This window comes from Leucobacter sp. L43 (assembly GCF_016597785.1).
GTDB classification, from domain to species: Bacteria; Actinomycetota; Actinomycetes; order Actinomycetales; family Microbacteriaceae; genus Leucobacter; species Leucobacter alluvii.
In genome coordinates, this window is the sequence record NZ_JAENJG010000001.1 from 257,471 (window position 1) to 269,945 (window position 12,475).

11 protein-coding genes are annotated in these 12,475 nt (G+C 66.7%); 4 read left to right on the forward strand and 7 right to left on the reverse strand.

Annotated elements, in window-relative coordinates; translation table 11 throughout:
• Positions 1-25: 25 nt before the first annotated feature.
• The 3 genes from JE033_RS01210 to dut are packed head-to-tail and all read right to left on the reverse strand — an operon-like array spanning position 26 to position 2,054.
• Positions 26-874, reverse strand: a complete 849-nt coding sequence (locus JE033_RS01210; RefSeq protein ID WP_200328907.1) for a DUF3159 domain-containing protein — start codon at positions 872-874, stop codon at positions 26-28.
• A complete protein-coding gene (locus JE033_RS01215) occupies positions 871-1,545 on the reverse strand; it encodes a DUF3710 domain-containing protein (RefSeq protein WP_090148829.1) in 675 nt (224 codons plus the stop codon). Before JE033_RS01215 ends, JE033_RS01210 begins: the two co-directional genes overlap by 4 nt.
• 17 nt (positions 1,546-1,562) lie before the next feature.
• A complete protein-coding gene (gene dut, locus JE033_RS01220; RefSeq protein ID WP_200328910.1) occupies positions 1,563-2,054 on the reverse strand; it encodes a dUTP diphosphatase in 492 nt (163 codons plus the stop codon).
• Between the two features lie 89 nt (positions 2,055-2,143).
• Here dut and JE033_RS01225 point away from each other — a divergent pair, with 89 nt between their 5' ends.
• Positions 2,144-2,617 carry a DUF3093 domain-containing protein gene (locus tag JE033_RS01225; protein WP_234037040.1) on the forward strand — a complete coding sequence of 158 codons (474 nt, stop codon included), beginning with the start codon at positions 2,144-2,146 and terminating at the stop codon, positions 2,615-2,617.
• Positions 2,618-2,823: 206 nt separating this feature from the next.
• Here JE033_RS01225 and JE033_RS01230 read toward each other — a convergent pair whose 3' ends face one another.
• Positions 2,824-3,114: a DUF4193 domain-containing protein gene (locus tag JE033_RS01230; protein ID WP_090148821.1), complete on the reverse strand. Its 291-nt coding sequence runs from the start codon at positions 3,112-3,114 to the stop codon at positions 2,824-2,826.
• 212 nt (positions 3,115-3,326) lie between these two features.
• On the opposite strand from JE033_RS01230, the gene sepH reads away from it, so the two are divergent.
• The gene (gene sepH / locus JE033_RS01235; RefSeq protein WP_200328912.1) at positions 3,327-4,556 is read left to right on the forward strand and encodes a septation protein SepH; all 1,230 of its coding nucleotides are present in this window, start codon (positions 3,327-3,329) and stop codon (positions 4,554-4,556) included.
• A 54-nt stretch (positions 4,557-4,610) separates the two neighbouring features.
• On the opposite strand, the gene JE033_RS01240 is transcribed toward sepH, so the two are convergent.
• Positions 4,611-5,801: an alkaline phosphatase family protein gene (locus JE033_RS01240; RefSeq protein WP_200328914.1), complete on the reverse strand. Its 1,191-nt coding sequence runs from the start codon at positions 5,799-5,801 to the stop codon at positions 4,611-4,613.
• A 10-nt stretch (positions 5,802-5,811) separates the two neighbouring features.
• On the opposite strand from JE033_RS01240, the gene JE033_RS01245 reads away from it, so the two are divergent.
• Positions 5,812-8,283 carry a DNA topoisomerase (ATP-hydrolyzing) subunit A gene (locus tag JE033_RS01245; protein WP_200328916.1) on the forward strand — a complete coding sequence of 824 codons (2,472 nt, stop codon included), beginning with the start codon at positions 5,812-5,814 and terminating at the stop codon, positions 8,281-8,283.
• Between the two features lie 160 nt (positions 8,284-8,443).
• Here the strand turns inward: JE033_RS01245 and JE033_RS01250 are convergent, their stop codons facing one another.
• Positions 8,444-10,537, reverse strand: a complete 2,094-nt coding sequence (locus JE033_RS01250) for a DNA topoisomerase IV subunit B (RefSeq protein ID WP_200328918.1) — start codon at positions 10,535-10,537, stop codon at positions 8,444-8,446.
• Positions 10,538-10,732: 195 nt separating this feature from the next.
• On the opposite strand from JE033_RS01250, the gene JE033_RS01255 reads away from it, so the two are divergent.
• Positions 10,733-10,954 (forward strand): hypothetical protein, encoded by a 222-nt coding sequence (locus JE033_RS01255; RefSeq protein ID WP_090148810.1) that lies wholly within the window; start codon positions 10,733-10,735, stop codon positions 10,952-10,954.
• A 67-nt stretch (positions 10,955-11,021) separates the two neighbouring features.
• Here the strand turns inward: JE033_RS01255 and JE033_RS01260 are convergent, their stop codons facing one another.
• Complete coding sequence (locus JE033_RS01260) at positions 11,022-12,305, reverse strand: RNA polymerase sigma factor (RefSeq protein ID WP_090148806.1); 1,284 nt, start codon at positions 12,303-12,305, stop codon at positions 11,022-11,024.
• Between the last annotated feature and the right edge of the window lie 170 nt (positions 12,306-12,475).

Below are 12,475 nucleotides of genomic sequence, written 5' to 3' on the forward strand. Positions count from 1 at the left end.
ACACCCGAGTCGGCCGTTGAGGATGTCAGGTGCGCGGGGTGTTTTGCCCAGTGCTCGCGCCAATTTCGCCACCGGATTCATCTGATGATCGCGTCAGCTTGCTGAGCACCATCCAGGTGAAGACGACCACGAGTGCGAACAGCGGCACCCCCATCACGAGCCGAGCGATTCCGAGGGCGTCGGTCGCGGCGACGCCGTCCGGCTCGCGCGCTGCGAAGTAGAGAGGCACCTGGACGGCGAGGCGCGCAATGAAGAGCCCGCTCCACAGCAGGGTGAGCCACATCGTCACCCGCTTCAGGGCGCGGTCGCGCCGCCATCCGGTGAGGTCGCCCCGAAGCGCTCCGAGGGCGACGCCGACGAGCGGCCATCCGACCGCCATCGAGATGAGCAGGCCCGCCGACCACGCGATGTTCGTGATGAACCCCGGAACGTAGTAGTCGGCGCCCCGGCCCGTGAGAAGCGTCGCCACGACAGCGATCGCAACGCCGGCGGCGCCGGAGAAGACGGAGACGAGAGGCTCGCGCCGGATGAGACGCACGACGACAGCGACGAGCGCGAGAGCGGCTGGGGCGATCGCTGAGACTCGCGCATCCCGGGTGAAGGTGAAGATGACGAGGAAGAGCAGACCGGGTACGAGCGTCTCCGCGACTCCACGCCAGCCGCCGATCGCGTCGAGCACACCTCGACCCGAGAGCGACTCCCCTGACATACCGGCACGCACGGTGCGCCCGAGTGCACCTCCGAATGCCGAGGATTCGGCCGCACCAGCGCCTCCGGCATCGGGCTCCGATGCCGGAGGCGTCAGCGGTGTTCGGTGATCGGCCCCGGCCCCGTCGAACCGCTCCTCCGCAGAGCCGCTCCCGGTGTCGTTCACACCGGGAGCGTTCCGGCGGGAGGCGCCTGTCGCTGGCCCTGGACGCCCGCGGGAACCTTCAGCTGCAGCAGTTCGCTCGGCGGCATCGGCTGTTCACCTCGCACGACGACGAGTTCGCGGAACAGCTCGATCACGCGTTCGCGCGCCTCGGCATCGAGTGCCGCCTTGCCCATGATCACTCCGCGAAGCATCCACCTCGGCCCATCGACCGCGACGAAACGGGCGACGCGCGTTCCCCCTTGATCTCCAGGGGCGGGTGTCTTGACGAGGAGCTCCGGACCGAGCACCCCGTGCTCCTCGGAGACAGTGCCGCCCTGCGACGTCATCTGCTGAGTCAATTCCGCTCGCACCGGGCCCCAGAGCCCCGTCTTCTTCGGAGCGGCGAATGCCTGCACCTGCAGCAATGATTCCGCGTACTCGAGCGACACCGCGATCACGCGATTCGCACGTTCGTCCACCTCGAGCCGCAGCTGCAGACCTTCGCGCGGAGCGACCTTGATGCCGCCGAGGTCGACGTAGGGACGCATCGCCGGAACCTCTGCTGCGTCGAACGGGCCCGCGGTATCGCGGTCGGAGGGCGCTGACTTCGCATCGTCGACGACGTCCGCCGTCCGTTCGCTCAATTCGACTTCGTCAGCCGAGCCCTGCTCCGGCGTCTGCGATTCGCTCATAGTTGCTACTCCTTGATCTAGACCGCGGGGGTCGAATTCGTTCGGCGGCCATCCGCCTCGGGTGCGCGGGGTGCATCGCTCACGCCGGTGGACCCGAACCCTGCAGCGCCGCGCTCGCTCGACGGCAGTTCAGCGACCGGCACGAATACCGCGCGGGTCACGGGCATCACGATCAGCTGGGCGATTCGATCGCCCTCGGCGACGGCGAAGCGCTCCGACCGATCGGTGTTCAGCAGCGTCACTTTGATCTCGCCCCGGTACCCGGCATCGACCGTTCCGGGCGAGTTCACGACGGTGATGCCGTGCTTCGCCGCCAAACCGCTCCGTGGGACCACGAACGCGGCGTATCCATCGGGAAGAGCGATCGACACGCCCGTGCCGATGAGGGCGCGCTCCCCCGGTCCGAGTTCGACGGCCTCAGCCGCGCGCAAGTCAGCGCCCGCATCGTTGGCGTGGGCGTAGTGCGGCGGAAGATCCGCCACGATCGGTACTTCAACCACATCAGTCACCAGCTCAGGCTAGCGGATTCCTCCGTGCATGCGTACAGGCGAGCAGTCGCGGAGCACTCTCCGAAGCGGGCCGCGGGATAATGGAGGGTATGACCCGAGACCCCAGCACCGTCACACCCACCACGACGTATCGGGAGCGGCTTCTTCCTGGCGTGAGCCTCTTCATCGCGCTGGTGCTGGTGATACCCGCGGTGGCGCTGGTACTCACCCCGATCAACGCGCAGTGGGCGATCCCGACGGGCGTCGCCGTGTACGTGATCCTGGCAGTGACATTCCTGCTTCTGAGCCCGTCGATCACCGTGGAGAATGGCCGATTGGTCGCAGGACGCGCCGAGATCCCGGTCGCGCTCCTCGGCGACATCGAGTTGCTGGGCGCCGAACGGTTGAAGGCCGCCATCGGCCCGGGCAGCGACGCGCGGAACTACCTGCTGCTGCGCGGATGGATCCATCGGGGCGTGCGGATCGCCAACGTCGACCCGGCCGATCCCGCTCCGCACTGGATCCTCACGAGCCGCCACCCGCAAAAACTCGCAGACGCGATCACTGCCGCCCGCGCGGAGTGAGTCGCCGCGGCCTCCGCCCGCTGCAATACGAACGGCCGCCCCTCCTCGACGGAAGGGCGGCCGTTCTCGCGAGCCGCGGATTCGCGGCTCAGCTGGAGCAGTCTGGTGCGGTGGCATCAGCCGCGAATGCCTGAATCGCGATGCGATTCAGTTGGAGCATTCTGACGCGGTGGCGTCAGCCGCGAATGCCTGAATCGCGATGCGATTCAGTTGGAGCATTCACGGCACACCGGGCCGAGGTCGGTCTCGTGGTCGATCTGCGAGCGGTGGCGCACCAGGAAGCAGCTCACGCACGTGAACTCGTCGTCCTGCTGCGGAAGCACGATGACGTCGAGTTCGACGTCGGAGAGGTCGTTCCCACCGAGGTCGAAACTCGGGTTGTCGGCGTCATCGGAGTCGAGGCCCGACGCGCCCTTTGCCGGCCCGCGCTCCTTCAACGCCTCGATCGACTCGGCGTCTTCTTCAGTCTTGCGCGGGGCGTCGTAATCCGTGGCCATTCTCTCCTGCGTTCCCGGGCCGGTATGTCGGCACCTTATCCTTCGAGCGGCCATAGTCTGCCGCACGATGCACTTCTCGCGCAAACCCTTGCTCCGAAAGTTCTCTGAGCGCGAAGTTTCGACCTCCCCCGTTTCGCCACGCGCCGCATCAATCCCCGCAAGAGGCCGTTCCGTGTGACACTCTGGGTCGCGACTCACGAAGGGATGCGCCGATGGACGAACTGCGTTTTGTGCGCCGAGATGACCGGTCGCTGATCGTCGCCAACGACGCTGGCGACGAGTTCCGCTTCGTCGTGGACGAGGCCGCGTTGAGCGAACTCCGCCACCTCGCGCGTCGGGAGCGCCAGCCGGGCAAAGTCGGGCCGCGCGAGATCCAATCGTTGATCCGCGCCGGGAAGACCCGCGCGCAGGTCGCCTCGGAGACCGGGCTCGACGATGCGGACATCGAGCGCTACGAGGAGCCGGTGCTCGCCGAGCGCCGATACATCCTGGAACGCGCTCACGCGGTTCCCGTTCGTACTGAGGCCAACGACGACGGAGATCAGCGGTTCGGGGCAGTCATAGCGGAGCGCCTCGCCGCTCTCGGTTCGGAGACCAGCGAGTGGTCGTCCTGGCGAGATGAGGAGCGCGGCTGGATGGTCAGCCTCGAATTCGCCTCCCATGATGTCGGGCACCGCGCGGTGTGGACGTTCGATCATCGCAAGAGCGTGCTGTCTCCGATCAACCCGGATGCGGTGAATCTCTCGAAGCAGGGCGACGTCGGCGAGCGACTGATTCCCAAGCTCCGCGCCGTGGACACGGCGGAGCGCTCCGGTCGATTCGACTCGGGCGCTTTCGACGCCGAAGGCCTGCCGAGCGATGGCGACGATGAGGGCCGGCCCGAAGACGAAGGAGCTCGGGAGACGAGTGACGAGGCGACGTCGTCGCCCGCCGACCCGAACGTCGAATTCGCGCGGCGGCGGGAGATCGACCAGCGCGCGATCTCGTCGGATGCCGAGGCTCCCGCCGATCTCAGTCAGACCGCCGACCTGCTCGATGCACTGCGAAAGCGGCGCGGCGAGCGTGATCAGGGAAAACGCCAGGAAGCCGATCCCAGCCCCGAGCTGCAACCGCAGGAGCTCGATCTCGCGGCGCTCGGCAACTCGGAAGCCGACGGTGGGTCGGGATCTGGCGCCGCACCCGATCCCGCTCGCGGCGAGCGTGCGCAACCGACCCGCACCCCGGAGCCCGCGTCGGATGCGCCCCCGGCTCCCCGGAGCATCTGGAGCACCGCTGGCGTCTCCGGAACGCCGTCTCGAACGGTCACGCCGGCTCCCACTCCGCCCGAATCATCGGCGGAGGCGCCGGAGGCCGAGCGCACCACGAAAAAGGGTCGCGCCTCGATCCCGAGCTGGGATGACATCCTGTTCGGAACGCGCAGCGACGAAGACCCCGCGAACTGAGCGGCGGTCGCGCGGCCCTGCCGGTCGACCGCCGCCGCGCTCGGTTCGGCCCGGCTATGCTCGGCGCGCCGTGGCCTGAACGCTCGCTCCGAATGACGAACCCGCGAGAGCTCCGCCGAGGGCGAGCGGCACTCCGCGCTCTTCGTCAGTGAACGATCCGTGCTGGCCGACCATGGAGAGCACGCGGGCATCCTCGGTACTCGTGAAGTAGGCGACCTGCTTGCGGGCTGCGATCAGCACGTCACCGAGACGCGGGGCAACATCAGACCGCACGGGCCCGAAACTGCCGGCGGCGATCGCCTCTGCGCGTGTGCCGACCCACGCCCGGTTGCCCTCGGCTCGTTGCCACGCCGCTGCGAGGGCGTCGGCGTCGACGCCCTCGTGCAGGTAGAGGGATCGGAAGCGCGGCTCGCCCCCGATCGCCGCAACGCCTTCGAGCAGATCGGGATCCGCCTCGAGCATCACCTGCTGGTGCGGTGCGATGTCCACCATTCCATGGTCGGCGGTCAGAGCTACCCCGACCTGGCCAGGAATGCTGCGCAAGAATCCCTCGAGCGAGGCGTCGAACTGCTCGAGGCGCCGCCCCCACTGCTCGCTCTGCCAGCCGTACTCGTGGCCGGCCTTGTCGAGTTCGTCGATGTACAGGTAGACGATCGCGGGGGCGTGTTCGCGAAGCACCCGCGACGCGATGGCGAACCTGTCCTCGATTCGCTGACCGCCGAGGTATTCGGCGCCCGTGAGAATGGCTTCCGTCAATCCTCCCGATGCATGAGCGGGTCGGCCGATCGCGACGGCACGCGCACCGATCGATGCGGCGTGCGTCAACAGCGGTGTGGCGTGCTGCCAGGAGGATCGCTCCTCGATGCCATCCCAATCACGGAGCGTCGTGACGAGACCGAGTTCCGGGTGCCGAATGCGGTACCCGATCAGGCCGTGGTCACCGGGAAGGCGCCCGGTGAGCAGCGTGGTGAGCGCCGCCCCCGTCGTCGACGGAGCCACCGTCTCGATCCGTTTGCGCGGGAGTCTGGCGAGGGCGGGAGCGTGGCCGGCGCGAGCCGAGAGGTTCGCACTGCCGAGACCGTCCACCACGATCATCACGAACGATCGGAGTGCGGGAAGCTGCTCGGAATCCGCATAGTGCAGCTGCGGCGGGAGTGGGGCCGCAAGGCCTCGCGCGACCGCGGCGAGGCCGCTTGGCAGAATCGCGGCAAGCCTCGCGCCGTTGTCGGCGGTCGTCGGTAGCATGAAATCCATTATGACCGACCCCCGCAGTACGTCCGCCGGCACACCGGACGCGTCCCACGAACTCGCCGGTGAGCGCATCGAAGATATCGACATCCTGCAAGAGATGGAAGGGTCGTTCCTCGAGTACGCCTATTCCGTCATCTACTCGCGGGCACTTCCCGACGCGCGCGATGGCTTGAAACCCGTGCAGCGACGCATTCTGTACATGATGCAAGACATGGGTCTGAGGCCGGAGAAGGGGCACGTCAAGTCCGCGCGCGTCGTCGGCGAGGTGATGGGAAAGCTGCACCCGCACGGCGACTCCTCGATCTACGACGCGCTCGTGAGGCTCGCCCAGGGGTTCGCCATGCGACTCCCGCTCGTCGACGGCCACGGCAACTTCGGGTCGCTCGACGACGGGCCTGCGGCCTCGCGGTACACCGAGGCGCGCCTTGCGGGAGCAGCGCTCGCGATGACGGAGTCGCTCGACGAGAACGTCGTCGACTTCGTACCGAACTACGACAGCCAGTTGCTGCAGCCCGAGGTGCTGCCCTCTGCGGTTCCCAACCTGCTCGTGAACGGAGCGAGTGGGATCGCGGTCGGAATGGCCACGAACCTCGCCCCGCACAACCTCATCGAGGTCGTCGACGGGGCCAAGCACCTCCTGCGACACCCCGATGCGACCGTCGATGAACTCATGGAGTACATCCCCGGCCCCGACCTGCCCGGCGGCGGCACCATCGTGGGTCTCGACGGCGTGAAAGACGCGTATCGCACGGGCCGCGGCGCGTTCCGCACGCGCGCGAAGGTGGCCGTCGAGCAGCTCGCTCCTCGACGCACCGGACTCGTGGTGACCGAACTCCCGTATCTCGTCGGTCCTGAGCGCGTCATCGAGAAGATCAAGCAGGGCGTTGAGGGCAAGAAGCTCTCGGGTATCTCAGACGTCGCGGACCTCACCGATCGCAAGAACGGGCTCCGGCTCGTCATCACGCTGAAGACCGGCTTCTCCCCCGAAGCAGTGCTCGAACAGCTGTTCCGATACACCCCGCTGGAAGATTCGTTCAGCATCAACTCAGTCGCACTCGTCGAGGGGCAGCCGCAGACGCTCGGGCTTCGAGAGATGCTCCGAGTGTTCCTCGACCACCGCATCTCCGTCGTGACGCGTCGCTCCGAGTACCGGCTGATGAAGCGGCGAGAGCGCCTGCACCTGGTCGAAGGCATGCTCATCGCGATCCTCGACATCGATGAGGTCATTCAGCTCATCCGCACCAGCGATGACGCGGAATCTGCGCGTTCGAGGCTGATGCAGGTCTTCGAGCTGTCCGAAGCGCAAGCCGAGTACATTCTCGAACTGCGGCTGCGCCGATTGACCAAATTCTCGCGTGTCGAGCTCGAGGCCGAACGCGATGAGTTGCAGGCTGAGATCGATCGCCTGCTCGCCATTCTGGGTGATCAGGATCGCCTGCGCGACGTCGTCGCCCAGGAGATGGACGAGGCAGCGGAAGCCTTCGGCACCCCGCGTCGCACAGTGCTCACGGGCGCAGTCCTTCGCCCGACCCGCACGGCGTCGACGGCGGCCTCGCTCGAGGTCGCCGATACCCCGTGCACGGTTCTCCTTTCCGTGACCGGTCGCGCGCTCCGGATCGACCGAGATCCCGATGCGCCCAGCGCCATTCGCCCCGCGCCCCGGGCGACGAAGCACGGCGCCGTGCTCACCGCTCTCGAAGGCACCGTCCGCGGTGAGATGGGAGCCATTCTCTCCGACGGGACGCTGCACCGCTTCACCCCGGTGGATCTGCCGCTGGTTCCCGCGGCGAGCATCGCGTTCTCGGCCGGAGCGAAGCTCCTGGACTACATCGGCGTCACCGACAAGCACCTCAAGGTGGTCGGGGTACTCCCCCTCGAATCGGATACGCCGGTCGGAATCTTCACCCGACAGGGCATCGTGAAGCGCGTGCTGCTGACGGACCTCCCGGCGAAACCGTCCTTCGAGGTCATCGGCGTGAAGTCGGGCGACGCCGTGGTCGCAGCGTTCGCCGCACCCGACGACACGGAGATCGCGGCCGTGTCGAGCGATGCGCAGTTGCTGCGCTTCCCGGCGACAGCCGTGCGTCCGCAGGGGCGCCCCGCCGCGGGCATGGCAGGGATGCGGCTCTCGCCCGAAGCGCGTGTCGTCTTCGCCGGGGCTGTGCCTGAGGGCGCTGAGGCGCGCGTCGTGACCGTCGCGGATAGCTCGATCACGCTTCCCGGCACCGACGTCGCCACGGCGAAGGTCTCGGATTGGGCTGAGTTTCCAGCCAAGGGCCGTGCGACGGGCGGAGTCAGGGCCCAGCGCTTCCTCAAATGGGAAGACCAGATCGCCTGCGCCTGGGTCGGCGCGGGCGAGCCGCGCGCGCTCGCCTCGGACGGCACGGCCCGGAAGCTTCCGACGGAGCTGGGCAAGCGCGATGGATCTGGCCAGCCCATCGACGGGTCCGCGGCGTACGTCGGAGTCGCTCCGTAGGGTGCGGAGGCGCCTCAGCGCTCGAAGGCGCAGTTCGTGCCCTTCCGCACACGCAGCGGAGCGCGAACTGCGCTTTCCGTGCTCTCAAGGGTCTGAGCAGAGCGCGAAAGGAGGTCTCGGCGCGATAGGGCGCCAGGGATAGAGCGCTAGGGATAGAGCGCTAGGCGTCGATGCGCTCCCGATCGAGATCGTCGGCGTTCTCGATGATGAACTCCTTGCGGGGAGCGACCTCGTTGCCCATCAGCAACTCGAAGATCTGAGATGCTGCATGCGCGTCTTCGACGCGCACTCGCCGGAGTGCCCGGTGCTCCCGATCCATGGTCGTCTCAGCGAGCTGATCCGCATCCATCTCACCGAGACCCTTGTACCGCTGAATCGGCTCCAGATACTTCTTGCCCCGCTTCTTGAGATCGGCGAGAAGCGTCGTCAGCTCTCGCTCGCTGTAGGTGTAGATCACATCATTCGGCTTGCGTCCGGCGTTCTGCACGATGACGCGGTGCAGAGGCGGCACGGCTGCGTACACGCGCCCCGCCTCGAGCATGGGGCGCATGTAACGGAAGAACAAGGTCAGGAGGAGCGTTCGGATGTGCGCGCCGTCGACATCCGCGTCGCTCATGAGAATGACCTTGCCGTACCGAGCGGATTCCAGTTCGAAGTCTCGGCCCGACCCCGCGCCGATGACTTTGATGATGGCGCCGCACTCGGCGTTGCTCAGCATCTCCGCGACCGAGGCTTTCTGAACGTTGAGGATCTTGCCGCGAATCGGGAGGAGGGCCTGGAACTCGCTGTCACGGGCCGGGCGCGCCGTGCCCAGAGCGCTGTCACCCTCCACGATGAAGAGTTCGGTCTCAGCGACGGTCTTCGACCGGCAGTCGATGAGTTTCGCCGGCAGCGAGGAGCTCTCGAGCGAACTCTTGCGACGCGCGGTGTCGCGCTGCGCCCGCAACGCGATCCTCGCCTTCATCTCAGAGACCATCTTCTCGAGCAATGCGCTCGTCTGGGTCTTATCGGGCTTCTTCGTCGATTCGTAGCGCGCGGTGAGTCCCTGCACGATCGCCTTCGAGACGATGGCGCGCACGGCCGCGGTGCCGAGCACCTCTTTCGTCTGCCCCTCGAACTGCGGCTCCGGAACGCGCACCGTCACGACCGCCGTGAGACCGGTGAGGATGTCGTCTTTGTCGGGCTTGTCGCTGCCCGCCTTCAGCTTGCGCGCGTTGACCTCGATCTGCTTGCGGAAGAACTTGGTGAGTCCCTGCTCGAAGCCGGCCAGATGGGTGCCTCCCTTCGGCGTCGCGATGATGTTGACGAAACTCTGGATCTCCGTGTCGTACCCGGTTCCCCAGCGCAGCGCCACGTCGACTTCGCATTCCCGTTCGACCTCTCGCGAGACGAGGTGCCCGCTCTTCTCGTCCATCACCGGCACGGTCTCCGTGAACTTGCCGGTGTCGGTGATGCGCCAGGTGTCGGTCAGCGGCGTATCGACGGCGAGGAAGTCCACGAACTCGGAGAGACCGCCCTCGTACGCGAAGCGGTGCACGGGAGCATGCCCGTCCTCGCCCAGCGATTCAGCTCGCTCGTCCAGTATCTCGATGGCGAGGCCGGGCACCAGGAAGGCGGTCTGGCGCGCGCGGGCGACCAGTGACTCCGGCTCGAAACGCGCTGAGGACAGAAAGATCTGGGGATCGGCCCAATACCGCACGCGGGTTCCGGTGATGCCGCGCTTGACCTTGCCAGCGACCCGCAACTCCGACGACTCTTCGAACGGAGTGAACGGGCTGTCGGGCCCGTCGCCCGCGAATACGCCCGGTTCACCGTGGCGGAACGACATCGCCCAGGTCTTGCCGTCGCGGTCGACCTCCACATCGAGCCGCGAAGAGAGCGCGTTCACGACCGACGCACCGACGCCGTGCAGGCCGCCGGAGGAGGCGTACCCTCCGCCGCCGAACTTGCCGCCCGCGTGCAACTTCGTGAACACGAGCTCGACTCCGCTCAACCCGCTCTTCGGCTCGATATCGACCGGGACGCCGCGGCCGTTGTCGGTGACGGTCACGCTGCCGTCGTCGTGGAGCGTGATCCCGATCTCATCGCCGTGCCCCGCGAGAGCCTCATCGACCGAGTTGTCGATGATCTCCCAGAGGCAATGCATGAGCCCGCGCGAATCGGTCGTGCCGATGTACATGCCGGGTCGCTTGCGGACCGCTTCCAGCCCTTCGAGTACCGTCAGGTGCCGCGCGGAATAGTTGGAATCTGCCACTGCTCAGATCTCCTCAGGTTGATGACGGCTCAACACTAGGGCACGCCGCCGACACTCAGACGGAGGTGCCCCGGCGAGTGAGCGGGTGGACGAGTCGGATACGCGGTCAGCGAACCCGCGAGCACGAATGGGGGGATTCCGAGCAGAGCGTGCTTGGATGGTCACGAAGTGAATGAAGATGAAGAGGAGGTTGCCATGACGACACTCGAGCAGGAGCGCACCGATGAGGTCGAATCCGCGGATCGTCCCCTGAGCGCGCTGGACCGCTGTGACAGCTGCGGCGCGCAGGCATACGTCCGAGTGCTGCTGGGCGGGAGCGAGCTGCTGTTCTGCGCGCACCACGCCAACAAGCACGAGCCGAAGCTCCGCCCGATGGCGGAGGCCTGGCACGACGAGACCCACAAGCTCAACGCATAAGCTGCGTGATCGAGAAGGCCCCCGGTGATGTTCTCCATCACCGGGGGCCTTTTCCGTGCTCGCTCGCTCAGTCGAGGTAATCGCGCAGCTGCTGGCTCCGCGACGGGTGGCGCAGTTTCGCCATCGTCTTCGACTCGATCTGACGAATTCGCTCGCGAGTGACGCCGAAGGTGTCGCCGATCTGATCCAGCGTCTTCGGCATGCCGTCTCCCAGGCCGAAGCGCATGCGGATCACGCCCGCCTCGCGCTCCGACAACGAATCCAACAACTGCTCGAGCTGCTGCTGCAGCATGGTGAAGCCCACCGCGTCAGCCGGCACGACGGCCTCGGTGTCTTCGATCAGGTCGCCGAACTCGCTGTCGCCGTCCTCGCCCAGCGGAGTGTGCAGGGAGATCGGCTCGCGCCCGTACTTCTGCACCTCGACGACCTTCTCAGGCGTCATGTCCAGCTCGCGGCTCAGCTCTTCCGGCGTGGGTTCGCGTCCCAGGTCCTGGAGCATCTGCCGCTGCACGCGGGCGAGTTTGTTGATGACCTCGACCATGTGGACCGGGATGCGGATGGTGCGCGCCTGATCCGCCATCGCGCGGGTGATCGCCTGGCGGATCCACCACGTCGCGTACGTCGAGAATTTGAAGCCCTTGGTGTAATCGAACTTCTCGACTGCACGGATGAGCCCGAGGTTGCCTTCCTGAATGAGGTCCAGGAACTGCATACCGCGACCGGTGTACCGCTTCGCGAGGGAGACCACGAGACGCAGGTTCGCGCCGAGCAGGTGGCTCTTCGCGCGCTGCCCGTCGCGGGCGACCCACTTGAGCTCGCGTTCGAGCTTCTTCGGGAGGCCCTTCTCCGTCGAGAGCTTCTCCTCCGCGAACAGCCCTGCCTCGATGCGCATGGCCAGCTCGACTTCTTCGGCCGCGTTGAGCAACGCGACCTTGCCGATCTGCTTGAGGTAGTCCTTGACGGGGTCGGCGGTCGCGCCGGGAATCGCCGTCGTGATCGTGGGAACGTCTTCTTCGTCCCGAGCCTTGAGCACGATGGCGCCCGTCGGCAGCGGTTCGGTTACGGCCGGAGCGGGCTTTTCCTCTTCGGCGGACTCGGCCTCTTCGTCGACGTCGGGAGCGTCGAGGTCGATCTCATCGGCCTCGCTCTTCTTGGTCGCGCGCTTCGTCTTCGTCGCGGCCGGCTTTTTCGCCGCAGCTGGCTTCTTCGCCGCCGTGGTCTTCTTCGCCGCCGCCTTCTTGCGCGGAGCCGCCGCGGTTTCGGTCACTTCACCGACCTCCTCGGTCTCGACAGCCTTCTTCTTCGCATCCGCAGTGGACGCTCGAGTTGTGGTCGTGGTTGCAGTTGCCACGCAGCCGCCTCTCTCATCTCAGATTTCGGCCTGTGCCGCCGACGAAAACCGTCAGCGAGTGCTCACAGCATGAAAACCCATGTCAAGCCCGGCGTATTCCCGCGGAACGGAAATTGCGACCGGATTGCATGGGCAGCACCTCAATTATTGCACGTCCACCACGAAGTTCT

Coding starts and splice junctions, on each gene's coding strand:
- sepH (WP_200328912.1), top strand. CDS start 3,327: ATGGACGAACTGCGTTTTGTGCGCCGAGATGACCGGTCGCTGATCGTC.
- JE033_RS01225 (WP_234037040.1), top strand. CDS start 2,144: ATGACCCGAGACCCCAGCACCGTCACACCCACCACGACGTATCGGGAG.
- JE033_RS01215 (WP_090148829.1), bottom strand. CDS start 1,545: ATGAGCGAATCGCAGACGCCGGAGCAGGGCTCGGCTGACGAAGTCGAA.
- JE033_RS01245 (WP_200328916.1), top strand. CDS start 5,812: ATGACCGACCCCCGCAGTACGTCCGCCGGCACACCGGACGCGTCCCAC.
- JE033_RS01240 (WP_200328914.1), bottom strand. CDS start 5,801: ATGCTACCGACGACCGCCGACAACGGCGCGAGGCTTGCCGCGATTCTG.
- JE033_RS01255 (WP_090148810.1), top strand. CDS start 10,733: ATGACGACACTCGAGCAGGAGCGCACCGATGAGGTCGAATCCGCGGAT.
- JE033_RS01230 (WP_090148821.1), bottom strand. CDS start 3,114: ATGGCCACGGATTACGACGCCCCGCGCAAGACTGAAGAAGACGCCGAG.